The 25229-nt window shown below is 61.6% G+C and carries 23 protein-coding genes and 1 riboswitch; of the genes, 11 read left to right on the forward strand and 12 right to left on the reverse strand.

What is annotated here, in order from left to right; translation table 11 throughout:
- Positions 1-60 precede the first annotated feature (60 nt).
- Positions 61-203: riboswitch (TPP riboswitch) on the forward strand.
- From QUH67_RS28605 to QUH67_RS28635, 7 genes are all read left to right on the forward strand, one after another.
- On the forward strand, positions 191-1204 hold the full coding sequence (locus QUH67_RS28605) for an FAD-dependent oxidoreductase (RefSeq protein WP_300942831.1): 1014 nt from the start codon (positions 191-193) through the stop codon (positions 1202-1204). (Overlaps the previous riboswitch by 13 nt.)
- Positions 1195-1392: a sulfur carrier protein ThiS gene (gene thiS / locus QUH67_RS28610; RefSeq protein WP_300942832.1), complete on the forward strand. Its 198-nt coding sequence runs from the start codon at positions 1195-1197 to the stop codon at positions 1390-1392. The genes QUH67_RS28605 and thiS overlap by 10 nt, the downstream gene beginning before the upstream one ends.
- Before the next feature lie 191 nt (positions 1393-1583).
- Positions 1584-2366, forward strand: a complete 783-nt coding sequence (locus QUH67_RS28615) for a thiazole synthase (protein WP_300942833.1) — start codon at positions 1584-1586, stop codon at positions 2364-2366.
- Complete coding sequence (locus tag QUH67_RS28620; protein ID WP_300942834.1) at positions 2353-2961, forward strand: thiamine phosphate synthase; 609 nt, start codon at positions 2353-2355, stop codon at positions 2959-2961. The genes QUH67_RS28615 and QUH67_RS28620 overlap by 14 nt, the downstream gene beginning before the upstream one ends.
- 143 nt (positions 2962-3104) lie before the next feature.
- Positions 3105-5003 carry a phosphomethylpyrimidine synthase ThiC gene (thiC, locus tag QUH67_RS28625; protein ID WP_300942835.1) on the forward strand — a complete coding sequence of 633 codons (1899 nt, stop codon included), beginning with the start codon at positions 3105-3107 and terminating at the stop codon, positions 5001-5003.
- 160 nt (positions 5004-5163) lie between these two features.
- Positions 5164-5892, forward strand: coding sequence for a hypothetical protein (locus QUH67_RS28630; RefSeq protein WP_300942836.1), 729 nt, complete (start codon positions 5164-5166; stop codon positions 5890-5892).
- A complete protein-coding gene (locus tag QUH67_RS28635; protein ID WP_300942837.1) occupies positions 5889-6452 on the forward strand; it encodes a hypothetical protein in 564 nt (187 codons plus the stop codon). The genes QUH67_RS28630 and QUH67_RS28635 overlap by 4 nt, the downstream gene beginning before the upstream one ends.
- A gap of 335 nt (positions 6453-6787) precedes the next feature.
- Here QUH67_RS28635 and QUH67_RS28640 read toward each other — a convergent pair whose 3' ends face one another.
- Entirely contained in the window at positions 6788-9250 is a 2463-nt protein-coding gene (locus QUH67_RS28640) for a P-loop NTPase (RefSeq protein ID WP_300942838.1), read from the reverse strand.
- Between the two features lie 1037 nt (positions 9251-10287).
- Here QUH67_RS28640 and QUH67_RS28645 point away from each other — a divergent pair.
- Together QUH67_RS28645 and QUH67_RS28650 are read left to right on the forward strand one after the other, a co-directional pair.
- Positions 10288-10932, forward strand: a complete 645-nt coding sequence (locus QUH67_RS28645) for an SPFH domain-containing protein (RefSeq protein ID WP_300942839.1) — start codon at positions 10288-10290, stop codon at positions 10930-10932.
- Positions 10933-11197: 265 nt separating this feature from the next.
- A complete protein-coding gene (locus QUH67_RS28650) occupies positions 11198-12298 on the forward strand; it encodes an alkene reductase (RefSeq protein WP_300942840.1) in 1101 nt (366 codons plus the stop codon).
- Positions 12299-12483: 185 nt separating this feature from the next.
- Here QUH67_RS28650 and QUH67_RS28655 read toward each other — a convergent pair whose 3' ends face one another.
- The 8 genes from QUH67_RS28655 to QUH67_RS28690 form a co-directional block, all read right to left on the reverse strand.
- On the reverse strand, positions 12484-14226 hold the full coding sequence (locus QUH67_RS28655) for an ABC transporter substrate-binding protein (protein WP_300948205.1): 1743 nt from the start codon (positions 14224-14226) through the stop codon (positions 12484-12486).
- 108 nt (positions 14227-14334) lie between these two features.
- Positions 14335-14661: a DUF2160 domain-containing protein gene (locus QUH67_RS28660; RefSeq protein ID WP_300942841.1), complete on the reverse strand. Its 327-nt coding sequence runs from the start codon at positions 14659-14661 to the stop codon at positions 14335-14337.
- 9 nt (positions 14662-14670) lie between these two features.
- The gene (locus QUH67_RS28665) at positions 14671-15477 is read right to left on the reverse strand and encodes a carbohydrate ABC transporter permease (protein WP_300942842.1); all 807 of its coding nucleotides are present in this window, start codon (positions 15475-15477) and stop codon (positions 14671-14673) included.
- A complete protein-coding gene (locus QUH67_RS28670; RefSeq protein ID WP_300942843.1) occupies positions 15474-16379 on the reverse strand; it encodes a carbohydrate ABC transporter permease in 906 nt (301 codons plus the stop codon). The genes QUH67_RS28665 and QUH67_RS28670 overlap by 4 nt, the downstream gene beginning before the upstream one ends.
- Positions 16379-17464 (reverse strand): ABC transporter ATP-binding protein, encoded by a 1086-nt coding sequence (locus QUH67_RS28675; protein ID WP_300942845.1) that lies wholly within the window; start codon positions 17462-17464, stop codon positions 16379-16381. The genes QUH67_RS28670 and QUH67_RS28675 overlap by 1 nt, the downstream gene beginning before the upstream one ends.
- 12 nt (positions 17465-17476) lie before the next feature.
- Positions 17477-18556, reverse strand: a complete 1080-nt coding sequence (locus QUH67_RS28680; protein WP_300942847.1) for an ABC transporter ATP-binding protein — start codon at positions 18554-18556, stop codon at positions 17477-17479.
- Positions 18553-20097 (reverse strand): glycerol-3-phosphate dehydrogenase, encoded by a 1545-nt coding sequence (glpD, locus tag QUH67_RS28685; RefSeq protein ID WP_300942848.1) that lies wholly within the window; start codon positions 20095-20097, stop codon positions 18553-18555. The genes QUH67_RS28680 and glpD overlap by 4 nt, the downstream gene beginning before the upstream one ends.
- Positions 20098-20386: 289 nt before the next feature.
- On the reverse strand, positions 20387-21214 hold the full coding sequence (locus QUH67_RS28690) for a DeoR/GlpR family DNA-binding transcription regulator (RefSeq protein ID WP_300942849.1): 828 nt from the start codon (positions 21212-21214) through the stop codon (positions 20387-20389).
- 231 nt (positions 21215-21445) lie between these two features.
- Here QUH67_RS28690 and QUH67_RS28695 point away from each other — a divergent pair, with 231 nt between their 5' ends.
- A complete protein-coding gene (locus QUH67_RS28695) occupies positions 21446-21889 on the forward strand; it encodes a nuclear transport factor 2 family protein (protein ID WP_300942850.1) in 444 nt (147 codons plus the stop codon).
- A gap of 27 nt (positions 21890-21916) precedes the next feature.
- On the opposite strand, the gene QUH67_RS28700 is transcribed toward QUH67_RS28695, so the two are convergent.
- Positions 21917-22105, reverse strand: coding sequence for a hypothetical protein (locus QUH67_RS28700; protein WP_300942851.1), 189 nt, complete (start codon positions 22103-22105; stop codon positions 21917-21919).
- 142 nt (positions 22106-22247) lie between these two features.
- On the opposite strand from QUH67_RS28700, the gene QUH67_RS28705 reads away from it, so the two are divergent.
- Entirely contained in the window at positions 22248-22706 is a 459-nt protein-coding gene (locus QUH67_RS28705; RefSeq protein WP_300942852.1) for a hypothetical protein, read from the forward strand.
- Between the two features lie 3 nt (positions 22707-22709).
- Here QUH67_RS28705 and QUH67_RS28710 read toward each other — a convergent pair whose 3' ends face one another.
- Positions 22710-23138, reverse strand: coding sequence for an acyl-CoA thioesterase (locus QUH67_RS28710; RefSeq protein WP_300942853.1), 429 nt, complete (start codon positions 23136-23138; stop codon positions 22710-22712).
- Positions 23135-25228, reverse strand: coding sequence for a 3-hydroxyacyl-CoA dehydrogenase NAD-binding domain-containing protein (locus QUH67_RS28715; RefSeq protein WP_300942854.1), 2094 nt, complete (start codon positions 25226-25228; stop codon positions 23135-23137). Before QUH67_RS28715 ends, QUH67_RS28710 begins: the two co-directional genes overlap by 4 nt.
- Between the last annotated feature and the right edge of the window lies 1 nt (position 25229).

Genomic DNA, 25229 nt, shown 5'->3' on the forward strand with positions numbered 1-25229 from the left:
GAATGCGGTGCAGTACCTGCCGTAGCCGCGTTGACACCTCTGCCCAAGCGCCTACATTAGACTCGTTCCGAGGGGTGCTCCGATGAGGAGCTGAGATACCGCACGCTTGGGCCGACTACTTCAAGGTAGAGGCACTGGACCGCGGTGACCCTTTGAACCTGATCCGGGTCATGCCGGCGAAGGGACAGGGATGTACCAGAAGACCGATCCGCGGGGGGATTCCCCGATTTCCATCATCGGGGCGGGCATTGCCGGCGCCTGGCAGGCGTTGCTGTTCGCACAAGCCGGCCACGCCGTTACGCTATACGAGCGCAGCGACGCGGCCATGACGCTCTCCACCAGCCACTGGGCCGGCGGCATGCTGGCGCCCTGGTGCGAAGCCGAGACCTCCGAACCCGTGATCGGCCGGCTCGGGATCCGCTCGCTCGACCTGTGGCGCGAGCATTTTCCCGACACCCCGTTCAACGGCTCGCTGGTGGTGGCGCATGCCCGCGACCGCGCCGACTTCGAACGGTTTGCGCGGCTGACCACCGGCCATGTGAGACTCGACGCGCAAGGGCTGCGCGACCTCGAACCCTCGCTGGAAGGCCGCTTCCGGGACGGGTTGTTTTATCCCGATGAGGCCCATGTCGAGCCGCGAAAAGTGCTTCCAGAACTGCACGCGCGCATCGAGGCCGCCGGCGGCATGGTCAAGTTCGACTGCGATGTGAACGCGCAGGATCTCGACGGCATCGTGATCGACTGCCGCGGGCTCTCCGCGCGCGACGAACAGCCCGAGCTGCGCGGCGTCAAGGGCGAGATGATCATCGTCGAGACCAGCGAGGTCGAACTGGCACGCCCGGTGCGGCTGATCCATCCGCGCTGGCCGCTGTATGTGATCCCGCGCGGCGACGGCAGGTTCATGCTGGGCGCGACCTCGATCGAGGCCGAGGACACCGGCGTCAGCGTCCGCTCGGCGCTGGAGCTGCTGGGCGCCGCCTATGCCGTGCATCCGGCCTTCGCCGAGGCGCGCATCGTCGAATTCGGCTCGGGCCTGCGTCCGGCGTTTCCCGACAATCTGCCGCGGATCACGGTGCACAACGACACCATCGCCGTGAATGGGCTCTACCGCCACGGCTTTCTGCTGGCGCCCGCGCTGGCCGAGCTGACGCTCGGCTATGTGCAGCGTGGCGCTATCGATAACGAGGTGATGCGATGCGTGTGACGGTGAATGGCGAAGCGCGGGAGATCGCTGCTGAACGCGTCGATGCATTGCTCGCCGAGCTCGACTACGAAGGCACGCATTTCGCGATCGCCGTGAATTACGACGTGCTGCCGAAAAGCCGCTGGGCCGAGACGACGCTGAAGGCCGGCGACGAGATCGAAATCATCACGCCGCGGCAGGGAGGGTAGTTAGTGATGAACGGTGCCGCAGCTTCCCTCAACCTCGCCCCGCTTGCGGGGAGAGGTCGGATCGCGCTTGCGATCCGGGTGAGGGGGTACAGGTCCATCGATAGATCACGCGCGCTGAGAGAGCCCCTCACCCCAACCCTCTCCCCGCAAGCGCGGGGCGAGGGAGCGAACCGAACTCGCGGAGACGCACAGTGCTAACCTTCTACGGCAAAACCTTTTCCTCCCGCCTACTGATCGGCACGGCGTTGTACCCGTCGCCCGCGATCATGCAGGACGCGATCCGCGCATCGGGATCCAACATCGTCACCGTGTCGCTGCGGCGCGAGGCGGCCGGCGGCAAGACCGGGGATGCGTTCTGGTCGTTGATCCGCGAGCTCGGCGTCACCGTGCTGCCGAACACCGCCGGCTGCCGCAGCGTGCGCGACGCGGTGACCACCGCAAAGCTGGCGCGCGAATTGTTCGGCACGCCCTGGATCAAGCTGGAAGTGATCGCCGACAACGATACGCTGCAGCCCGACGTCGTGGGCCTGGTCGAAGCCGCCGGCATTTTGATCAAGGACGGCTTTGAGGTGTTCCCCTATTGCACCGAGGACCTGTCGGTCGCGATGCGGCTGGTCGATGCCGGCTGCAAGGTGGTGATGCCCTGGGCCGCGCCGATCGGAAGCGCCAAGGGAATTACCAACCGCGACGCGCTGAAGCTGATGCGCGAGCGCCTGCCTGATATCACGCTGGTGGTCGACGCCGGCCTCGGCGCGCCGTCGCATGCGGCGCATGCGCTCGAACTCGGCTACGACGCCGTGCTGCTCAACACGGCGGTCGCCAAAGCCGCCGACCCCGTCGCGATGGCGAACGCCTTTCGCCTCGGCGTCGAAGCCGGCCGCACCGCTTATGAGGCCGGGCTGATGGAAGCCCGCGATTTCGCCTCGCCCTCAACTCCTGTGATTGGGACCCCGTTCTGGCATGCCGTATCCTGACAAGTTTTATCCCGTCGTTCACAACGTCGCCTGGGTGACGCGGCTGGCGCTGCTCGGCGCCGGCACCATCCAGCTGCGCGCAAAAGACCTCAACGAATCCGAAGCGCTGCAGATCGTCGCCGACGCGCTGGAGGCGATCAAGGGCACCGACGCCAAACTCGTGGTCAACGACTACTGGCGCGCGGCGATCGTCGCCGGCGCCAGGCATCTGCATCTCGGCCAGGAAGACCTTGCCGACGCCGATCTCGGCGAAATCCGCAAAGCCGGATTGACGCTCGGCATCTCCACCCATGACGACGCGGAACTGGCGACCGCGCTGGCCGCGAAGCCGGACTACATTGCGCTGGGACCGATTTTTCCGACCACGCTGAAATCGATGCGCTTCGCGCCGCAGGGCATTCCGAAGATCACCGAGTGGAAGAAGCGCGTGGGCAGCATCCCGCTGGTCGCGATCGGCGGCATCAAGTTCGAGCAGGCCGCGGAGATTTTTGCGGCGGGGGCGGACTCGATCGCCGTTGTCAGCGACGTCACCCAGAACGCCGATCCCGACGCGCGGGTGCGGCAGTGGCTGGGACAGACGGCGAAGGCCGCGTGATGAGCAATCCCAACCATCCACGTCATTGCGAGGAGCGCCAGCGACGAAGCAATCCATTCTCACCATTTGCTCGGTGGCATGGATTGCTTCGCTGCGCTCGCAATGACGGAGAAAACAATCAGAGACACAACGGAGGATAACCCATGAACATCCGCTCCAATCCCGACACCACCCTGCCCGCCGTTACCACCGGCCCGCTGCCCTCGTCGCGAAAAATCTTCGCGACCCCTGACGCCGCGCCCGACCTGCGCGTGCCGCTCCGCGAAATCATTCTCTCGGAAGGCGCCGGCGAGCCGAACCTGCCGGTCTACGACACCTCCGGCCCCTACACCGATCCCTCCGTCGTGATCGACGTCAACGCCGGTCTCTCCCGCAACCGTCTCGCCTGGGTCAAGGAGCGCGGCGGCGTCGAGGAATATCAGGGCCGCGAGATCAAGCCGGAGGACAACGGCAATGTCGGCGCCTCGCACGCCGCAAAGGCGTTCACCGCGCACCACAAGCCGCTGCGCGGCCTCGACGGCCACAAGATCACGCAACTCGAGTTTGCCCGCGCCGGCATCATCACCAAGGAGATGATCTACGTCGCCGAGCGCGAAAACCTCGGCCGCAAGAAGCAACTCGAACGCGCGGAAGCCGCCCTCGCCGACGGCGAAAGCTTTGGCGCCGAAGTGCCCGCCTTCATCACCCCGGAGTTCGTCCGCTCTGAGATCGCGCGCGGTCGCGCCATCATTCCCTGCAACATCAACCACGCCGAACTCGAGCCGATGATCATCGGCCGAAACTTCCTCACCAAGATCAACGCCAATATCGGCAACTCCGCCGTGACGTCGTCGGTCGAGGAGGAAGTCGACAAGATGGTTTGGGCGATCCGCTGGGGCGCCGACACTGTGATGGACCTCTCCACCGGCCGCAACATCCACACGACGCGCGAATGGATCCTGCGCAACGCGCCGATCCCGATCGGCACCGTGCCGATCTACCAGGCGCTGGAGAAGTGCGAAGGCGATCCCGTCAAGCTGACCTGGGAGCTCTACAAGGACACGCTGATCGAGCAGTGCGAACAGGGCGTCGACTATTTCACCATCCACGCCGGCGTGCGCCTGCCCTACATCCACCTCACCGCCAACCGCGTCACCGGCATCGTGTCGCGCGGCGGCTCGATCATGGCGAAGTGGTGCCTGGCGCATCACAAGGAAAGCTTCCTCTATACGCATTTCGACGAGATCTGCGACCTCATGCGCAAGTATGACGTCTCGTTCTCGCTCGGCGACGGCCTGCGGCCCGGCTCGATCGCGGATGCCAACGACCGCGCGCAGTTTGCCGAACTGGAGACGCTCGGCGAACTCACGAAGATCGCCTGGGAAAAAGGCTGCCAGGTGATGATCGAAGGCCCCGGCCACGTGCCGATGCACAAGATCAAGATCAACATGGACAAGCAGCTCAAGGAATGCGGCGAAGCCCCGTTCTACACCTTGGGCCCGCTGACGACGGACATCGCGCCGGGCTACGACCACATCACCTCGGGCATCGGTGCCGCCATGATCGGCTGGTTCGGCTGCGCCATGCTCTGCTACGTCACGCCGAAGGAGCATCTCGGCCTGCCCGACCGCAACGACGTCAAGGTCGGCGTGATCACCTACAAGATCGCCGCCCACGCCAGCGACCTCGCCAAGGGCCACCCCGCCGCGCAACTGCGCGACGACGCGCTCTCCCGCGCGCGGTTCGACTTCCGCTGGACCGACCAGTTCAACCTCGGCCTCGATCCGGAGACCGCGAAGAACTTCCACGACGAGACGCTGCCGAAGGAAGCCCACAAGGTCGCGCATTTCTGCTCGATGTGCGGGCCGAAATTCTGCTCGATGAAGATCACGCAGGACGTGCGGGATTACGCGGCGACGCTGAACGATCCGGCGGGTGTGGGGATGTCGGTGAGCGGGACCATTGAGGACGGGATGGCGTCGATGAGCGCCAAGTTCAAGGAGATGGGCAGCAGCGTGTATCTGGATGCAGAGAAGGTGAAGGAGAGTAATCGGGTGTTGTGAAGGTCCCCTCTTTGAAGAGGCCCGGGTACGACCTGGGCCTCCCGTCACGAGCTAAGACCTATCCGTGATTTTGCGGCGCACTAGAAGTAAACAAAACACACTCCCCGACTTCATGCCCTTATGCTAGTCTTAGGTTGTATTGACGCGCAGGAGGAGATCTATGCCAAGATTCCAAGCGCCGAAACCACCACGGCACAATGAGGCCGAGAGCGCAAAGGCAAGTTTAGAAAAATCGAATAGCGATCCTGACGTCCTAGCCTCAGCTATTAGAGGGGACGTCTCAAGCCTAGTAAGTCAGTCCAGCTTTCCTAATCAATTGACCGTGGATTCCGCTCAAATCGGTACCGCCGATATTGCTAAAGACGTTGAAGAGTACCGTACGCAGATGGAGGAACTCTCACTTAGCGGCAATCCCGCCCACGCTGTGGATCTAGAATACCGTTCACATTCTATGGCCACTGGACGTGGCCGTATAATCACCGTTCTACTCAGGTTTTTACCTATTACCGAACCGATATCCAAGTACGAAGGCTTTTTGACATCGCTCAATCAGTCCGGGATCCGTCCATATCCCATAAGTCAGAATGACGCTCACGAAATCTTCGTTGATCGACTGTCTGAATTCATCGCTACACGAGTCGACTCAGGTGTTGGAAGTTCGCCCCCTTCAACGTTCGTGGAAACAAATCGCATCGGCGAGACGGTCCTCTACGCAAAGGGCTATTTCTTGAGCACGGGAACCGTCTTCGGCACATCCACACCTGCTATCGCTTCTATCCCGAGTGGGCGGTATTCATTTGGGATATTGAATTCGAAGGGGCAGCAGCAATTCGAGAATGCGGTCTGGTCGATACCAACTCAGAGCGCTATTCGGCTGAACCTTTCGTGAGCAAATTCGGCGTTTTTGCGAACCTAGTTGCAATTGCTGGGTCTCTTGCGGCTGCGGCAGCCGCAATATCTTTGGCCTTTCTCAAGCAGGCCAATTGGCGTCCGCCGGAAGAGGCGATCCCCGCAGCCGTTCCAAGGATGTCAGCACTAATATCGATGATCTTCATCGCTATGATATATGTCTTTGGAGTTGACCTCGGAAGGATCGGCCTGGGGATCCTCGCTGGAGGCCTTCTATTCTTGGCTCTCTTTTTCCTTGCGATCGCCATCCATATCAATACTGCGTTCTCCTTCTACTATCCGAACCGCAAAAAAGAGAACCGGAAGTTGGGCGGCGACACTTTGACCGACGAAGCCCAAGAGATAAAACGCGAGAAAAGAATTCCAGAGCAGCAACTATTTGAAGATGCGCAAGGATCGAAGGATTTGGTTTGGACTCGAGCATCCCAGTCAAGGGTGCAGATCAAAGCTGTGTTGTCATTTATAGGATTAATTGCCTTTGGCACTTGTGCACTAGCCGCGGCCTCAATGCTCGTCGCCCTCTTTGTACCTACCAGCTAGGATTTAGGAAGCGTGGCCGACGGCGGCGAGCTTGTTTACGGCAGGTCGCCGAGCACGATTGCGCTGCGGCTGCAGCAAGACCACCCCTTATAAGCGCATCGACATCCAGGGCACGCACTAAATGATCCGGCAGCGCGGGGATGAGAACGCGGTTAGGCTCCATCGCTGGTGGTATGGCGCAATGGACCAGAAATTCAGCGAGTGGGGAGCGCGGGAATCTAGACGCGGAGAAGGTGAAGGAGAGCAATAGGGTATTGTGAGGGGCTACTTTTAGCAGATCACACTTTACCTGAGGGGCCGAGAAAAAACTCGGCTCCATTCGTTAAACCCTGACGTTACGCTGCGAGTCTTCGCATTTCGTTTGCCAGTATCATTAAGGTGGAGTCGTGAGAAAAAAGCTTTTCTGCAGATTCCGTATGCACTTTCAATCTTTCGGCCTGTTTTCCTGTTAACGCTCCGCCTCGTTGAACATAAGCATTCACGCCGTTAAACATCGTGGTGTAGGGGTGGATCGCTATTCTATTGCGATTTCCTTCTAGCTTTATAGCTTCTTCGAGATACGCAAATGCTTCACCAAAAGACTGGCCGATTTTTTGATCGTCCTGCTTCATCTGCTCCAACAGCACTCTTCCTAGAGTTGTCAAACCCAATGGATGCTTTTCAACCTGAACTGCATGCTTAGCGTGAGAGATCGCTTGGTTTAAGTCGGCTACCTTGGAATGCGTTAAAAAACGATCGAGCTTTAGGAGAGCCAATTGCTCCCAGTATCGAGAATTCCAATCCCAGAATTTCTTCATTCTCAGATAGAACTCTTCCGAGCGATTCGGGATAAACTCGTTGACGACGTCGTCGTAGTCGAACATCCGACCGGCGATCCGCGCTTCTGGCGTTCTCTTCCTCATAGCCTCCCGATTCACATACGACGAGAGATGAGAACCTACGGCGCAGTAAACATCGAACACGAGAGATTCGTCCCGCTCGGCCATTGTTCTAAGCACCCTTTCACCAAGGATGGGATTTAGCGGAATCACATACTCTCGATCACTCTCATTGGAATACGCAAGAGGCAACATGTCTCTGGCATTGAACTGTCGCTTAAGATCGTCCGACGTGAATGCACTTGAGAGGATACCGTAACGCAGACCGGCTCGATAACAGTAGCTTGCGAGTGCACTAGCTAGATACCTCTCAATCCTTCCTGAATCAGCATCTTTCAAGAGGGACTCAACAATTTGATCCGCCGACCGAAAATTATTCAAAATTCGGCAAACAGCCAGAGCTATGGGATCCCTAGATATCTCTTGAGACTTTTGGTCAAAATGCTTTGAAGGAATACTCGTGAGACCTGCATTGTCGAGTTTTTGAGCCAGAAGTTTAGCTTCTTGCGCATTAAACTCGGACAAAGTGAAGCGAGCGAACGGACTGCCGGCAAGAATCTGAAGGGCATAATTTAGTCTATACGATCGCTCACATCCAATAACGAGGAAATCATTGCGGTTTATCTTCTTATACAGCTCGATCATCGCCGGCGCATGGTCAGCAAAGTCATCGCAAGCTATGACAAATGGCCCCTTGAGAGCATTGAATATCTTCGCAGATTGATCGACGTCTGGGGTTGAAATCGACTTGTAATTGAAGATAGCAAAACCTTCTGCGGCTAAATCATAGAGAGCTCGCAGGAGAATAGTGGTCTTACCAGTCCCCGCATTCTCGTCGATCAATAGAAAGTTAACATCCCAACTTTTGCCTGACATTCGCTTACGAATGTCAGTTTTCAAATTGAGCGTCGATCGCCGTGGGACATCTCGACCCAACGCGATGTCATCGAGCGTAGGCTCTCTTCCCACCAGGAATCCTAGATCGGCATTCTCTTTGACTTGGCTCGCAACGACAAACGCGAAGTCTCGCGAGAAGAGGGCCAAGTCTTTCTTTCGCGGCGCGACGATAAAATGATCGTCGGACAAGCCAGAAGGCGCGCTGATAGGCAGTGGCCTGTCAGGGAAATTCGAAAGTAACTCAGAAAGAAACTCATCGAACGTCCCCTTGTAGAGCACAAGACCGTGTCGTTCGCATTCCTTCTCTGTCGCAGAATCCGGGTAAGGCTCCACCAGGAATGATGGCCCACGATCTGTCCTGACCGAGTTCAGCGATCTCCCACCGAGGAAATACTCTAAGTCTGGCTCCTCAAGACTCGTGCCGGCGATAATAAACGGCTCAGTAGCGATCGTATGCGCCAACACGGTGACCCAAGGATTGCCCGGTCCCATTGTCCCCGCATACTCAGCCAAAGAAAAAATATATCCGTCGTTTGGCTGTTGTGCCCATCCGTGCACATGAATGACCTGCGCTAGATTTATGTCGCTCGCTTCCACGTACGGCGCAGTATGCGTTTTTGGATCAACCATCTGTAGCGACTGCGGCATTCGATATGCTGTCTCCAACGCATCGTCGATGTTGAGCGTATAAATTCGACGCCAAAAGAAGTTAGGCAGCTTAAGCAGAGCTGGAGCCGGACTGCAATTTGTGAACGGGTCAGTTAGATATGTATCTTTTTCAGACTGCGAGAGCTGAGCATACGCACGTGCGAGTGACGAGGTTGGTTTTATGCCCTTTAGCTTCACAAGCTGCTGTCGCAGATTATCGCCTAATGGCAAGCTTTCTCCGGATCTAAGCTTTCCACCGATATTGACGCCGGCACCCAAGAATAGGGAGTAACGTCCCGCAATGAGCGTTTCACGCAAACTGTTCAAGAGACTAGCTGGTAATGGCATGTAAAATACCCCGCCCTGCAAATTCATATAATTCTATCAGAGAATGTGAGTGGATGAAATAAGCAAGCGTAGGATGGCTAGAGCGATACGAAACCCACCAACTACGTGCCGGCTTGATGGGTTCGCTTCGCTCTGTCCATCCTACTACTCTCGCTGCGTACTGATTCTTTCTGCGGAAGCGTAAATGTTGCGCAGTGCCCGGCACTTCACCTCTACCACCAAATAACTTCTGATTATCAGAAATGACGTCAACCCCTTCCCACAAAAATATTCCGCTTCCGTATCCACCCAAATCACCGGCATAACTCCGCCCGTCTCACCCGATGAGAGGGCGCTCGCGAACGTCACGAACGCGCGGTGGGATGCGGTGGACGCTGCTGGCGCGAGCGACGTGCGCGCCGGAGGCGTACGGTGAAGTCGTGTGGTCCTGGTGTCGCGGTGCTGGCATCAAGTCCAAGAGAGGCGAAAGCATCTCGCGGGCGACGGAGGCAAAAGAGCCGTTCTCCGGGGAGAGCACGAGATAAGCCGTAAAGCCATTGCGCAGGGAAGGCCGGGATGCTCCGGCTGTACCTGTATGCTCGTGTGCAGCTTTTGCTTATGCGCAAACGGCACGCGGGACCGCGGGTGCGGGAAGCACCCGGTCTTCCCTGCGCCCTCCGATTTTCGGGAGGGCAATTGCGATGCAAAGCTCGGGCGAAAGATGTCGCGAGATCGCGAAATCGTATCGACCGTCATTGCGAGCGCAGCGAAGCAATCCATTCCTCCGCACGCACGACGATGGATTGCTTCGCTGCGCTCGCAATGACGCGGATGGCCCGCGGCCAATCAAAGAGAAAAAGCCGCCAGCCACACAACCAAAAGCCGCAGCGCGATGCCGCATCAATCCGCCATCGCAATCAACCGATCCGGAATCGAAATCACCAGGCCACATTCGCCCCGATTTTTTTGCCGGTCGGCCCGGTATTGCAGTGCGGATGACTTATTTTCGACGCACAGAGAACATCCATTTGGGTTCGACTGGCGTAGTCGACTAAAGATCAAGTCCGTGGCGGGGAAGAAGAAGCGTGGGTGAACTTCTGGGCTCGATAGCCCTCACTTTGATCGTGATCGCCGTGATTGCCGGCACGTGGGCCTGGATTTCCACGCTGTTGCGCAAGGGCATGTCGGCGCTGTTCGGGTTCGACCGGGTCATTGTCCAGCAGTTCGAGACCCTGCTGCTCTACCGCAACGGTCGCTTTGATCGCGCCCTGCCCCCCGGTCGGCACCGCGTCCGCTCCGGCAGCCGGCAGATCGCGCGGATCGACCGCCGCCCCGAAATTTTTCGGCTCAACCAGGGCACCGTTTCGACCGACCGGTTTGCGCTCAACCTGACCTATGTCGTGCGCACCCAGATCGTCGATCCCCGCACCACCTTCGAAAGCACGCAGAATTATCGCGACGAAATCTGCATGCGCCTGCAATCGGTGGTGAAGGCGATGTGCAGCCGCAAGACGCGGCTGGAAATCCAGACCGACCACCAGGCCTTCGGCAACAGCGTGCAGAAGGCGGCGAGCCAGGTGTTCCGCACGATCGGCTGCGAATGCCTGACCTTTGAGCTGATGCAGGTCGATATCGCCGGGCCCGCCATCGAGCTGGACGCGAAGCGGGCCGCCGCCGCGCCGCAGGGGCCCGTGAGCGTGGGCGGCAAAGGCGTGATCGCGGCACTGTGATCGCAGCGCGCTGGAGGGTCGCGCTCCGTCGCGCCGCCATCCAGCCTGCGACGCAGCATTTCCGGACCAACGGATGGACGCGCGACAGTCGGCTTTTGCTGCGCAGCCGCCGATTTGGAATGGATCCATCCTACGCGGCGCCGGCATCCGCGACGGGAACGCCCGCGCGGCTCGTCTGCGCAGGCCGAATGGCTGTCGCCATTGCGAAATTCGCCGCAATGCACAACTGTTCCCTCACCTTTCATCCCATTTGGATATTGCAGACATGAGCCAGACCAAACTGTTCGAGCCCTTCAAGCTCGGCCCGATCACGCTTCCCAACCGCCTCGTGATGGCGCCGCTGACCCGCAACCGCGCGGTGCCGCCCGGCATGGTGCCGAGCCCTCTGGCGGTCGACTATTACGGCCAGCGCGCCTCCGCCGGGCTGTTGATCACCGAGGCCAGCCAGGTCTCGCAGCAGGGCCAAGGCTACCAGGATACGCCCGGCATCTATTCCAAGGAGCAGGTCGCAGGCTGGCGCAAGGTCACCGACCGCGTGCATGAAAAGGGCGGCCGCATCTATATCCAGCTCTGGCATGTCGGCCGCATCTCGCATGACTCGCTGCAGCCGAATGGAGGCAAGCCGGTAGCGCCGTCCGCGATCCGCGCCAAGGGCAAGACGTTCGTGAACGGCACCTTCACCGAGATCTCCGAACCGCGCGCGCTCGAGCTGTCCGAGATTCCCGGCATCATCGAGGATTTCAAGCGCGGCACCGAGAACGCGCTCGCCGCCGGGTTTGACGGCGTCGAAATCCACGGCGCCAATGGCTACCTGCTCGATCAGTTCGCCAAGGACGGCACCAACAAGCGCACCGATGCTTACGGCGGGTCGATCGAGAACCGCGCCAGGCTGATGCTGGAGATCTCGAAGGAGGTCGCCGCGGTCGCCGGCCCGGAACGCACCGGCATCCGCATCTCCCCGGTGACGCCGGCGAATGATGTTTCCGACTCCAACCCGCAGCCGCTGTTCGACTACATCGTGGACGGCCTCAACGCATTGAAGCTGACCTACATCCACGTCATCGAAGGCGCCACCGGCGGCCCGCGCGACAACGCCCCGTTCGACTACACGTCGCTGCGCAAGCGCTTCCAGCAGGCCTACATGGCCAACAACGGCTACGATGCCGATCTGGCGAACAAGGTGCTGGACGCCGGCGCGGCCGACCTGATCGCGTTCGGCAAGCCGTTCATCTCGAACCCCGACCTAGTCGAGCGCCTGAAGAAGGGTGCGCCGCTGAACGAATGGGACAAGAACACGTTCTACGGCGGCGGCGCGAAGGGATACACGGATTACCCGACGCTGGGCGCCACGCAGGCGGCGGAGTAGAGCGACGCTCCCTCCCCGTCATTCCGGGATGCGCCCGCTTGGGCGCAGGCCCGGAATCCAACTAACCACGTAACGTGTGGCACGTTGGATTCCGGGTTCTCGCTTCGCGAGCCCCGGAATGACGAAAGAAAAAGGCCGGGATCGCTCCCGGCCTTTGGTTATTGCATCGCTCGTAACCGCGAGCCTTACTTTGCCTCCGCCCGCTTCGGCGGGGTCGCCGGCCACGACTTCACCAGCGTGTCGTAGTCCACCGTCTCGCCCTTCGGCTTTTCGTTCGCCAGCTTGCGCTGCGGCGCGATGTTGCCGTCCTTTTCGGATTTCTTGAACCAGAACTCCGCCGTCTCCTTCTTGTTCAGCTTCGGCCCGCACTCCTTCTGAACGCCGGACTTTTCAAGACGTTCCAGCACCGAGTCCTGGGCGGCGGCCAGTGCATCCATCGCGGCTTGCGGCGTCTTCGCACCGGACGACGCATCGCCGATGTTCTGCCACCACAATTGCGCCAGCTTCGGATAATCCGGGATGTTGTTGCCGGTCGGGGACCACTGCACGCGGGCGGGCGAGCGGTAGAACTCGATCAGGCCGCCGAGCTTCGGCGCGCGCTCGGTGAAGGTCTTGTCCCAGATGTCGGACTCGCGGATGAAGGTGAGGCCGACATGGCTCTTCTTCAGCGACACCGTCTTGGAGGTGATGAACTGCAGATAGAGCCAGGCCGCCTTGCGGCGATCCGGCGGCGTCGACTTGAGCAGGGTGCCCGAACCGACGTCCTGATAGCCGAGCTTCATGCCTTCCTTCCAGTACGAGCCGTGCGGCGACGGCGCCATCCGCCATTTCGGCGTGCCGTCGGCGTTCACGACCGCGATGCCCGGCTTCACCATGTCGGCGGTGAAAGCGGTGTACCAGAACATCTGCTGGGCGATGTTGCCCTGCGCCGGCACCGGTCCCGATTCGGAGAACGTCATGCCTTGCGCCTGCGGCGGGGCATATTTCTTCATCCAGTCGAGATATTTGACGATCGAATAGACCGCCGCCGGACCGTTGGTGTCGCCGCCGCGCTCGACGCTCGAGCCCACCGGACGGCAACCTTCCATGCGGATGCCCCACTCGTCGACCGGCAGGCCGTTCGGGATGCCCTTGTCGCCGTTGCCGGCCATCGACAGCCAGGCGTCGGTGAACCGCCAGCCGAGCGAAGGATCCTTCTTGCCATAGTCCATGTGGCCATAGACCTTGACGCCGTTGATCTCCTTGATGTCGTTGGTGAAGAACTCGGCGATGTCCTCATAGGCCGACCAGTTCACGGGCACGCCGAGCTCGTAGCCATACTTGGCCTTGAACTTGGCCTTGTAGTCCGGATTGGAGAACCAGTCGTAGCGGAACCAATAGAGGTTCGCGAACTGCTGGTCGGGGAGCTGATAGAGCTTCTTGTCCGGCCCCGTCGTAAACGACTTGCCGATGAAGTCGTTGATATCGAGTCCGGGGTTGGTGACGTCCTTGCCCTCGCCGGTCATGTAGTCCGACAGGATCACGGTCTGGCCGTAGCGGAAGTGCGTTCCGATCAGGTCGGAATCGTTGATCCAGCCGTCATAGACGTTCTTGCCGGACTGCATCTGGGTCTGCAGCTTCTCGACGACGTCGCCTTCCTGGATCAGGTCGTGCTTGACCTTGATGCCGGTGATCTCGGTGAAGGCCTTCGCCAGCGTCCGCGATTCATACTCGTGCGTCGTGATCGTTTCCGACACGACGTTGATCTCCATGCCCTTGAAGGGTGCGGCGGCCTTTTCGAACCACTGCAGCTCCTTCAACTGGTCGGCCTTCGACAGCGTCGAGGGCTGGAATTCGCTGTCAATCCAGCGTTGATTGACGGCGTCGTCCGCGCGCGCAGGCGCGGCCATCGTGACGGAAGCCGCGATCAGCGCGGCCGCGCTGGTCATGGTCAGAAAGCGCTCCTTGGTATTACGTCGCATGTTAAGTCCTCCGGTTGCAGCGACAGACACGAAGTCAGGCCCGGGTTGAATCCCGGATCTGTCTATTTTCGCCGTTCAGACGCTGCGAAAAATCGCAACGGCCGAAACGAGCGAAATCAGGGTTGCGAGCCACAGGCTCGATATCTCGACGCCCTCTCCGATCGGGAGCGTCAGAAGCGTATCGGTGCCGAAAAAGGCAATCCACAGCAGGTGAATGACGGCTGACAGCACCAGCGAGATGAACAGCCGGTCACCGCGCGTGGTCGGAATCCGCAGCACGCCGACACGCTCGGCCTCGGGATAGGCGACCGCCAGCCACGTCATGACGCCGAGCGTCAGCGACAGCATGACGAAGAAGATCGCGGTCGGCAGCGTCCAGGCCATCCATGCGATATGTTCCATGTCAGCCCCCTATACCCGACCCAGCGCAAAGCCGCGCGCGATGTAGTTGCGGACGAACCAGATCACCAGCGCGCCGGGGATGATGGTGAGCACGCCGGCCGCCGCCAGCAGACCCCAGTCCATTCCCGAGGCCGAGACCGTGCGGGTCATGATCGCCGAGATCGGCTTGGCGTTGACCGAGGTCAGCGTGCGCGCCAGCAGCAGTTCGACCCAGGAGAACATGAAGCAGAAGAATGCGGCGACGCCGATGCCGCTGGCGATCAGCGGCACCAGAATCTTGACGAAGAAGCGCGGAAACGAATAGCCATCGAGGAACGCGGTCTCGTCGATCTCGCGCGGCACGCCGGAGACGAAGCCCTCGAGGATCCAGACCGCCAGCGGCACATTGAAGATGCAATGCGCCAGCGCGACCGCCCAGGGCGTGTCGAACAGATTGATCGCCGAATAGAGATTGAAGAACGGCAGCGCGAACACCGCCGCCGGCGCCATGCGGTTCGACAGCAGCCAGAAGAACAGGTGCTTGTCGCCGAGGAACCGATAGCGCGAGAAAGCGTAGGCCGCCGGCAACGCCACCGCGATCGAGATCACGGTGTTGATCAGCACGTAGGTCAGCGAGTTGATATAGCCGGAATACCAGCTCTCGTCGGTGAAGATGCGCTTGTAGTTCTCCAGCGTCGGCTGATGCGGCCACAGCGTCATCGTGGTGACGATCTCGGTGTTGGTCTTGAAGCTCATGTTGACCAGCCAGTAGATCGGCAACAGCAGGAAGATCAGGAACGCCACCATGATGATGCGGCGGCCGGGAATCGTGCTCATGACGCGGCTCCCTGTTTCTCGGGGCGCTCGGCCCCCGCGTTGGTCATGACCGTGTAGAAGATCCAGCACACGATCAGGATGATCAGGTTGTAGACCAGCGAGAGCGCCGCGGCCTTGCCGAGGTCGAACTGCCCGAGCGCGATCTTGACCAGTTCGATCGAGACGAAGGTGGTGGAGTTGCCGGGGCCGCCGCCGGTCACCACGAACGGCTCGGTGTAGATCATGAAACTGTCCATGAACCGCAGCAGCACCGCGATCAACAGCACGCGGTTCATCTTCGGCAACTGAATGGCCTTGAACACCGCCCAGCGCGAGGCGCCGTCGATCTGCGCGGCCTGGTAATAGGCGTCGGGGATCGACTTCAAGCCGGCATAGCACAGCAGCGCGACGAGGCTGGTCCAGTGCCAGACGTCCATCACGATGACGGTGGCCCAGGCGTCGAACTCGTTGGAGACGTAGTTGTAGTCGATCCCCATGCCGTTCAGCGTATAGCCGAGCAGGCCGATGTCGGGCCGGCCAAAAATCTGCCAGATGGTGCCGACCACATTCCACGGAATCAACAGCGGCAGCGCGAGGATCACCAGACAGGCCGCGACCGTCCAACCCTGGCGCGGCATCGACAGCGCCACCACGATGCCGAGCGGCACCTCGATCGCCAGGATGATGGCCGAGAACAGCAGATTGCGGCCGAGCGAGGCGAGGAAGCGCCCGCCCAAATCGGTCGACGGATCGAGCAGTTCCTTGAACCAGCCGACGCCGTTCCAGAAGAACTGGTTGTTGCCGAACGTGTCCTGCATTGAATAGTTCACGACCGTCATCAGCGGCAGGATCGCGGAGAATGCGACCACCAGAAACACCGGCAGCACCAGGAACCAGGCTTTCTGGTTGACCGTCTTGTCCATCAGACCACCCCCTCGACCAGACGGCTGTCGGCATAGACGTGGACACGCGCGGGATCGAACACCAGCCCGACATGGTTGTCGGGAATGGCAAAGCCCGCCGGCACGCGGGCGGCGAATTTGGCGTCGCCGACACGGACGCGCGCGAAGCGGACGCGTCCGAGATCGTCGATGCGCTCGATCGTGGCCGACAACAGTCCCGCCGCAGGAGCCGCGACATGCACGAATTCCGGCCGTACGCCGATCTCGATGTTGGCACCGGCCGGCAATGCGCTGTAATTCCGCTGCAGGCCAATGACATGGCCGTCGATCTGCGCCTGCTGGCCGCTGACCTTGGCCGGCACGATGTTCATGCCCGGCGAGCCGATGAAATAGCCGACAAAAGTGTGCGCGGGCTTGTCGAACAGTTCGGCCGGCGTGCCGCTCTGCACCACGCGGCCGTCATGCATGACGACGACGGTATCGGCAAAGGTCAGCGCCTCGGTCTGGTCATGGGTCACGTAGATCATCGTCAGATCGAGCTCGCGGTGCAGCGCCTTCAGTTTCGAGCGCAACTGCCATTTCAGCTCGGGATCGATCACCGTCAGCGGTTCGTCGAACAACACCGCCGCGACGTCGGAACGGACGAGGCCGCGGCCCAACGAAATCTTCTGCTTGGCGTCGGCGGTCAAGCGCGTCGCCTTGCGGCCGAGGTTGGGCGTGAGATCGAGCAGGTCGGCGATCTGCTTGACCCGCGCATCGATCTCAGCTTTTGGCACGCCGCGATTTTTCAGGGGAAATGCGAGGTTCTCACCCACCGTCATGGTGTCGTAGATCACCGGAAACTGGAACACCTGCGCGATGTTGCGCTTCCGGGTTGACAGCGGCGTGATATCGGCGCCGTCGAACAGAATTTTTCCGCGCGAAGGCGTGACGATGCCGGAAATGAGATTGAGCAGCGTGGTCTTGCCGCAACCGGACGGCCCGAGCAGCGCATAGGCGCCGCCCTGCCGCCAGGTCATGGTCACCGGCTTCAGCGCAAACGATTCCGGTGGCGCGTCGTTACCGCCGTAGGAGTGCGCGAGATCGACGAGGTCAATGCGGGCCATGCTGCATTTTCCTCAACTGGAGCCCGGTGCCGCGACCAGGCGGTCGGCGGCATCGAACACGAAAACATTGTCGGGATCCAGCGCGGCATCGAGCAAGTGGCCGGGTTCGTATTCATGCACGCCCGGCAGCACCGCGACCCAGTTGGAGGCGTCGCGGTTGAGATGCACGAAGCTCTCCGACCCGGTGATCTCGGTCACCGTGACGGTGGCATGGAAGGCGTGACGGCCCGCGATGCCGTTGGCCACTTCGAGCTGATGGGCGCGAAAGCCGACGCGATACGCGCCGTCGGCCAACGACGCATAAAGCCCGGTGGCCGGCGCCTGGATGCCGCCGGCATATTGCACAAAACCGTTCTTCTTCTCGATGCCGACGATGTTCAGCGGCGGATCGGAGAACACCTGCGCCACCCGCAGCGTGCCCGGTTGGCGATAGACTTTTGGCGTACTGCCGGCCTGAAGCACTGCGCCTTCCCACATGCAAACGGTGTCGCCGCCGAGCAGCAGCGCTTCCGAAGGTTCGGTCGTCGCGTAGACGAAGATCGCACCCGAGGCCTCGAAGATACGCGGCAGCTCGGCGCGCAGTTCCTCGCGCAGCTTGTAATCGAGATTGGCGAGCGGCTCGTCGAGCAGCACCAGGTCCGCGCCCTTGACCAGCGCGCGCGCAATCGCGGTGCGCTGCTGCTGGCCGCCGGACAATTGCAGCGGCGTGCGTTTCAGAAAAGGTTCGAGCCGCAGCAGCTTTGCGGCTTCCTGGACGCGCCGGTCAATCTCCTCGCGCGGCCGGCCCTGCACCCGCAGGGGCGACGCGATGTTCTCATATACCGTCAGCGAGGGATAATTGATGAACTGCTGATAGACCATCGCAACCGAGCGCTGCCGCACGTCGGCGCCGGTGACGTCCGTGCCGTCGACCAGCACGCGGCCGGTGGAAGGTTTGTCGAGGCCGGCCAGCAGCCGCATGATCGAGGTCTTGCCCGACAGCGTCGGCCCGAGCAGCACGCTCAGCGTGCCGCGCTCGAGCGTCAGCGAGACGTCGCGAATGGTCGGGATGCCATCCACGGTTCGCGTGACGTGTTCGAGCGTGACGCTCATGGACGCCCTCCGGCTTCACGCAAGGGCCGATCACCGGAGGCGCGGTGGGCTTTGATCCATTCGTCGAGCGCTGTGACTTCATCTGCCGACAGCCGCAGGCCGAGCTTGGACCGTCGCCACACGATGTCTTCGGCGCTATACGCCCATTCGTTCGCGATCAGGTACCTGACTTCGCTTTCCGTCAGCGTAGCGCCGAACGAGAAGCCGAGGTCGGCAAAAGATTTTGCGCTGCCGAGCAACTTTGTCGCACGCGTGCCATAGGCGTGTGCCAGCCGGCCGGCGTGCGCCGCAGTAAGGAACGGATATTTCCGCGTCAGTTCGGCACTCAGCGCTGCGACCGCCGAAACATCCATATCGCCCCCCGGCAGCGGTGCCTTGCCGGTCCAGCCTTGTTCCGCTTTCGCACTGCGCAGGTATGGCGCGAGCCGCTCCAAAGCTTCTTCGGCGAGTCGCCGGTAGGTCGTGATCTTGCCGCCATAGATCGACAGCAGCGGCGCGCCGCCGGGCGTATCCAGTTCGAACACGTAATCGCGGGTCGCGGCCTTGGCTTCGCTGGCGCCGTCGTCATAGAGCGGGCGCACGCCGGAATAGGTCCACACCACGTCTTCCGGCTTCACCGGTTTCGCAAGATACTCACTGGCGGAGGCGCAGAGGTAGCGTATCTCCTCATCGGTGGCCTTCACCTTGGCCGGATCGCCATCGTAGTCACGATCGGTGGTGCCGATCAGCGTGAAATCGTTCTGGTAGGGGATGACGAAGATGATGCGGCCGTCGGCATTCTGAAAGATATAGGCGCGGTCGTGCTGATAGAGCCTGGGCACCACGATATGCGAGCCCTGCACCAGCCGTACCTTTGCGCGCGCGTTGACGCCCGAGCCTGACGAAAGCACCTGCTCGACCCACGGGCCGCCGGCATTGACCAGCGCGCGGGCCTGGATGGTCGTGCGCTCGCCAGTGATTGTGCTCTCGACCGTAACCTGCCAGATGCCTTCGACCTGACGGATCTCGACCGCACGCGAGCGGGTGCGGATTTCGGCGCCGCGATCCGCGGCATCCCGCGCGGTGAGCACGACGAGCCGCGCGTCGTCGACGAAGCAATCGGAATATTCAAACCCCTTGGTGTAGCGGTTGGCGATCAAGGGTTTGCCGACCTCGTCATGGACGAGATCGACCGAGCGGGTTGGCGGCAGCAGATGCCGGCCGCCAATATGGTCGTACAGAAACAGCCCGAGCCGGAGCAGCCAGGCTGGCCGCAAGCCGGAGTGATGCGGCAAAACGAAACGCAACGGCCGGATGATATGGGGCGCGATCTGCCAGAGGATTTCGCGCTCCATCAGCGCGTGCCGAACGAGCCGAAACTCATAATATTCGAGATAGCGCAGGCCGCCATGCACCAGCTTGGTCGACCAGGAAGACGTACCACTCGCCAAGTCGTTCATTTCGCACAGGAAAACAGAATTGCCCCGGCCCACCGCATCGCGCGCGATGCCGCAGCCGTTGATACCGCCTCCGACGATGGCGAGATCGAATACCCTATCCAAGTGAAACGCGTCCCCCGGCGATCGCCTCTTCATTTCGGCGATTTTACTTTCGAATGGGAGTTAATCACAACGAAAACCGAAAGCAAGATGAAAGCTGGATAACCCGGCTCGATAGGGCCTGGCCGTTCGGGTTTGCGGGCCTTTTGCGTAGAGAGAGCGGGCTTTCATCCTTCGAGACGGTGCTTCGCAGCTTCCTCAGGATAAGGTCCCTTACCGTTTTCTTCGCCAGAGAGACTTCGGACCCTCATGGTGAGGAGCCGCGCAGCGGCGTCTCGAACCATCTGTCGCCCTACTTCAACCGCACCACCGTCGAAGCCACCTCGCCCGGCTCATCCACATCCGCCACCGGCTTCTCCATCGCCTCGACCACCTCGATGCCGCGGTGGCTGCAGATGCTGGCGAGGCCCGCCGGCAGCGGCGCGTCGGTGATGAAAGTCTGGATCTGGCTGAGATGGGCGATGCGCACCGGCGCGCTGCGGCGGAGTTTTGTGGAGTCTGCGACCAGCATGACGCTGCGCGCATTGGCGATGATCGCCTGCGCCGCCTGCACCTCGCGATAGTCGAAGTCGAGCAGCGCGCCCTCCTCGTCGATCGCAGACGCACCGATGATGGCGTAATCGACCTTGAACTGGCCAATGAGGCTGATCGCGGTCGAGCCGATCACCGCGCCGTCGGCGCGGCGCACCGCGCCGCCCGCCACGATGACCTCGATGCGCGGATGGCGATACAGCAGCATCGCCACATTGAGGTTGTTGGTGATGACCAGCAGGTCCTCATGCGAGGTCAACGCGCTCGCGACCTCTTCGGTCGTGGTGCCGATGTTGATGAACAGCGAGCAGCCGTTCGGGATCCGCGCCGCGGCGGCGACGCCGATCGCCCGTTTCTCTTCCGCAGCCACAAACCGACGCGCCTCGTAGGCGAGGTTCTCGACGCCGGAGGCGATGATGGCGCCGCCATGGATGCGCGTCAGCGAGCGCTGGTCGCAGAGGTCGTTGAGGTCCTTGCGGATGGTCTGCGCCGACACGTCGAAACGCTTGGCAAGATCTTCCACCACCACCCTGCCGAAGGCGCGGGCGATGTTGAGAATTTCGGTCTGGCGGTGGGACAGTCCGGCCATGGTGGGCCCTCCTGCAAACAGGCCTGAGGCACAAAGTTGCCGTTATGGTGCGGCTGATTGGGGCTGCGGTCAACGAGTCTGATCGGCCGTACAGGCTCTTGACCGGGCCGAAACCACCACTTTGGTTAAGGCACCCGCCGCCGAAGCGAGCGCACCATTGCTGCCTGCAGCGCTCGACAAACTAATTACTGGCTGCAAAACTGCCCGCATAAAACAAAAATGGAGGAGACCATGAACATCGATCGACGCCAACTGACTCTGCCCGCCCTCGCGCTCGGACTATTGACCGTCGTTCCAGCCTTCGCTGGTGCGGACGAGGATGCGGTTGCGAAAAACGTGGAAGCCTTCCGTGTGGCGCAGGCCGCCGGCAATGCCGAGGGGCTCGCCTCGCTCTGCGCGGATGACCTGAGCTACAGCCATTCGAATGCCAAGGTCGACACCAAGGCGGCGCTTCTCGACGGTGTTGCCAAGGCCAACTACAAATGGACGGCGCTCGATTACAAGGATCCCACCATCCGTGTCGTCGGCCCGGCCGCCATCGTGCGCTTCACCTTCGTGGGCGAGCAGGAGTTCACCGACGGCAAGAAGACGCCGCAGAACCTGCACATCCTGATGAACTGGCAGAAGCAGGGTTCGGACTGGAAGCTGCTGTCGCGCGCGGCCACCAAGCTCTGACGCCAGGAGGCGTCGCGTCGCTGGCGCTCAGGCGGCCAGCGACATCCCGCCGGCAAGGCGCCGCGCGGCGCGTTCGGCCTCGCGTGCGTTGCGAAATACCTGCCCTTCCAGCCGATTGAAACGGTGTGATGCAGCAAAGAACCGGTAGCCGCCGGGCGCGCGCACGACAATGCCCGCCGCCTGCGAGCTGACTTCGATGATGTAGGTATCCGACATGGCCCAGCCTCTGATTTCTTCCGGGCATCCAACACGTTGCACCGCGAATTGTTCCGGGTCCGCCGTTGCGCCGTTCGGCCGAACTATGGCAAATCTGGTCACGGATTGGCGAGCGAATCGCTCCAGTGGCCGGAGGCCTGACATGATGCCGAAATTCGCGCTCTCGATGCTGATTGCCCTTGCAGTTTGCGCACCGCTTCAGGAAGCGGCGGCGCAGGAAAGCACGCTCGGTGGCGCGCTGTTCGGCGGCGCTGCGGGCGCCATCGTCGGCGGCGCGATCGGCGGCGGTCGCGGGGCTGCGATCGGCGGCGGTCGCGGGGCTGCGATCGGCGCCATCGTCGGCGCAGGCACCGGCGCCGCCATCGGTGCCCAGGGCGAACCCCGGGGCGGCGGCTATCGCTGGTATCAGGGCGGTTGCTACGTTGAAACGGCCGGCGGCTGGCAAGCCGTTTCGCCACGTTACTGCGGTGTGCAGGCACAATACGCGCCCCCGCCACCCCGATATTACGACGATACGCCGCGCTGCATGCGCTCGCCGAGCTATGATCCGCGCCGTGGCACCTTCATCGGCCGCGACGGCTACGAGCGTGCCTGCCCGTAAAACTCAGGTCTGGATGGCACCATCCGGCCGCACCGCCTGCGGCCGTCCGTCCTCGTCGATCGAGACGTAGGTGAAATTGCCGTCGGTCACCAGGATCGATTGCAACTCCTTGCGCCGGACGACCCAGGCTTCGAGATGTACCGTGATCGAGGTGCGCCCGACGCGCACCAGGTTGGCGTATACCGAAACGAGATCGCCGACATAGACCGCCTTGCGAAAGTTCATGGCCTCGATCGCGACGGTGACGGTGCGGGACTTGGCGATCTTGGACGCGAACACGCCGCCGCCGATATCCATCTGGCTCAGGAGCCAGCCGCCGAAGATGTCGCCATTGGCGTTGGTGTCGGCCGGCATCGCCAACGTGCGGATGCAGAGATCGCCGCGCGGCTCGCTTTCGGTGGCGTCCGACGCGTGCACTTGCGTCTCCGTCACTTGAAACTCTCCCAGCCGGCGTCCGGTGTAAATCGCTTGCCGAATTTGTCCGTCAGCGCCTCCAGCGTCGAGACCACGTTCTCCACGCCGCGGGTCCGCGCATAGTTCAACGGACCGCCGCGGAACGGCGCGTAGCCGGTGCCGAAGATGACCGCGCCGTCGATCACGTCGGCATTGTCCACGATCCCCTCGCGGCGGCAGGCGACGCAGACATTCGACATCGGCAGCATCAGCCGGTCGATCATTTCTACCGACGGCTCCGCGATTGCGGTCATGCCGCCGGTGTCGGCCTTGCCGTCCTTCCAGGTGTAAAAGCCCTTGCCGGTCTTGCGGCCGAGTTCGCCCCGGGCGACTTTTTCGCGCAGCCAGACCGGCGTCGGCGGCAGCATGTCGCCGAACTTCGAGCGCAGCATGTCGCCGACGTCGAGGCAGATATCCAGGCCGACCTGATCCGCCAGCTCGATGGGTCCCATCGGCATCCCGAACTTTTTCGCGGCGGCATCGATGACCGTCTTGTCGATCTTCTCGTCCAGCATCACCATCGCTTCAAGCATGTACGGCGTCAGCGCACGGTTGACGAGGAAGCCGGGCGAGGATTTTACGGGCAGCGGCAGCCGGTCGATGGCGCCGACGAAGGCGAGCGCCTCCTTCAGCAATTGCGCATCGGTGCCGTCATGGCTGACGACCTCGACGAGCTGCAGCCGCGATACCGGGTTGAAGAAATGCAGGCCAAGCAGCCGCTCGGGCTTTTGCAGCGTGCTGCGCAGATCCTGCAAGGGGATGCTCGACGTGTTGGTGGCGAGGATCGCGCCGGGCTTCATCTTGGGCTCAAGGCCGGCATAGACCTTCTGCTTCAGTTCCAGCTTTTCCGGCACCGCCTCGATGATGAGATCGGCGTTGCGGACGCCCTCGGCCTGCATGTCCGGCATCAAACGGTCCAGCGCATCGCGCACGGACGTTCGCTTGCGCAGGATTTTTCCGTAGAGATCGGCCGCGCGCTTGAGGGCGCCGGCAATCGGCTCCGGCTTCATGTCGGCGAGCGTCACCCGCATATCCTGGCCGGCGCACCAGGCGGCGATGTCGCCGCCCATCGCGCCCGCGCCGATGACGTGAACGTGCTTGATCTTGTTGCCACTGCCGGCGAGCTTCTTCATCTGCTCGCGCAGGAAGAAGACGCGGATCAAATTCTGTGCGGTCGGCGTCACCATCAGCCTGGCGAAAGACGCTTTCTCGGCGTCGAGCATCGCCCGCTTGTCGCCGCCGTGCTTTTCCCAGAGATCGATCAGCGCGTAGGGTGCTGGATAATGCACTTCCGGCGCGGCCTTCGCCGCCTCGCTGCGCATCCGCCCTGCGAGCAAGCCTCTGACCGGACCGAGGCTGAGAATGCTGTTGAGCGGTCCGGGTCGCGCCCGCGTCAGGCGGCCGGACACGGCGTCCTTGACCGCATTGAGCACGTGGCGCTCCTGCGTCACGGCATCGACCAACCCCAGCGATTTCGCCTTCCGCGCATCGATGGTCTTGCCGGTCAGCATCAGCGGCATCGCCTGCATCGGATTGACGAGCTGGGTCAATCGCACGGTGCCGCCAAGGCCGGGATGCAGGCCCAGCATCACCTCGGGGAAGCCAAAGCGCGCGTCCTCGATCGCAATCCGCATCTGGCAGGCCAGCGCCACCTCAAGGCCGCCGCCGAGGCAGAAGCCGTGGATCACGGCGACGCTCGGAACCCGCAGGGCCTCCAGCCGGTCGATCACCGCATGCGCGCGGCCGATCTCGGCCTCGACGGCGGCGACATCGGTCGCGCCGCGAAACGCGTTGACGTCGGCGCCGGCAATGAAGCCGGACTTCTTGGCCGAACGGATGACGAGGCCGGTGGGGCGGTGGCCTTCCAGTTCCGCCAGCACCTTGTCGAGCTCCTCGATCAGGTCGGCCGAAAGCGTGTTGGCGCTGGTGCCCTCGCGGTCGAACAGCAGCCAGGCGACGCCGTCGGCATCGCGGGTCAGCTTGAAATTCCTGTACGGGCCGGCGGCATCGGGCTTCGGCCCGAGTTCGAGCACGCGATCGCCGAGAACGTCCATGATCTGGCTATCCATG

The organism is Bradyrhizobium roseum, from assembly GCF_030413175.1.
Taxonomy (GTDB): Bacteria; Pseudomonadota; Alphaproteobacteria; order Rhizobiales; family Xanthobacteraceae; genus Bradyrhizobium; species Bradyrhizobium roseum.

What these genes read in the sequence shown, in the direction of transcription:
- QUH67_RS28605 (WP_300942831.1), top strand. Translation starts at nt 191, where the DNA reads ATGTACCAGAAGACCGATCCGCGGGGGGATTCCCCGATTTCCATCATC.
- thiS (WP_300942832.1), top strand. Translation starts at nt 1,195, where the DNA reads ATGCGTGTGACGGTGAATGGCGAAGCGCGGGAGATCGCTGCTGAACGC.
- QUH67_RS28620 (WP_300942834.1), top strand. Translation starts at nt 2,353, where the DNA reads ATGCCGTATCCTGACAAGTTTTATCCCGTCGTTCACAACGTCGCCTGG.
- thiC (WP_300942835.1), top strand. Translation starts at nt 3,105, where the DNA reads ATGAACATCCGCTCCAATCCCGACACCACCCTGCCCGCCGTTACCACC.
- QUH67_RS28630 (WP_300942836.1), top strand. Translation starts at nt 5,164, where the DNA reads ATGCCAAGATTCCAAGCGCCGAAACCACCACGGCACAATGAGGCCGAG.
- QUH67_RS28640 (WP_300942838.1), bottom strand. Translation starts at nt 9,250, where the DNA reads ATGAATTTGCAGGGCGGGGTATTTTACATGCCATTACCAGCTAGTCTC.
- QUH67_RS28650 (WP_300942840.1), top strand. Translation starts at nt 11,198, where the DNA reads ATGAGCCAGACCAAACTGTTCGAGCCCTTCAAGCTCGGCCCGATCACG.
- QUH67_RS28655 (WP_300948205.1), bottom strand. Translation starts at nt 14,226, where the DNA reads ATGACCAGCGCGGCCGCGCTGATCGCGGCTTCCGTCACGATGGCCGCG.
- QUH67_RS28660 (WP_300942841.1), bottom strand. Translation starts at nt 14,661, where the DNA reads ATGGAACATATCGCATGGATGGCCTGGACGCTGCCGACCGCGATCTTC.
- QUH67_RS28665 (WP_300942842.1), bottom strand. Translation starts at nt 15,477, where the DNA reads ATGAGCACGATTCCCGGCCGCCGCATCATCATGGTGGCGTTCCTGATC.
- QUH67_RS28670 (WP_300942843.1), bottom strand. Translation starts at nt 16,379, where the DNA reads ATGGACAAGACGGTCAACCAGAAAGCCTGGTTCCTGGTGCTGCCGGTG.
- QUH67_RS28675 (WP_300942845.1), bottom strand. Translation starts at nt 17,464, where the DNA reads ATGGCCCGCATTGACCTCGTCGATCTCGCGCACTCCTACGGCGGTAAC.
- QUH67_RS28680 (WP_300942847.1), bottom strand. Translation starts at nt 18,556, where the DNA reads ATGAGCGTCACGCTCGAACACGTCACGCGAACCGTGGATGGCATCCCG.
- QUH67_RS28690 (WP_300942849.1), bottom strand. Translation starts at nt 21,214, where the DNA reads ATGGCCGGACTGTCCCACCGCCAGACCGAAATTCTCAACATCGCCCGC.
- QUH67_RS28695 (WP_300942850.1), top strand. Translation starts at nt 21,446, where the DNA reads ATGAACATCGATCGACGCCAACTGACTCTGCCCGCCCTCGCGCTCGGA.
- QUH67_RS28700 (WP_300942851.1), bottom strand. Translation starts at nt 22,105, where the DNA reads ATGTCGGATACCTACATCATCGAAGTCAGCTCGCAGGCGGCGGGCATT.
- QUH67_RS28705 (WP_300942852.1), top strand. Translation starts at nt 22,248, where the DNA reads ATGATGCCGAAATTCGCGCTCTCGATGCTGATTGCCCTTGCAGTTTGC.
- QUH67_RS28715 (WP_300942854.1), bottom strand. Translation starts at nt 25,228, where the DNA reads ATGGATAGCCAGATCATGGACGTTCTCGGCGATCGCGTGCTCGAACTC.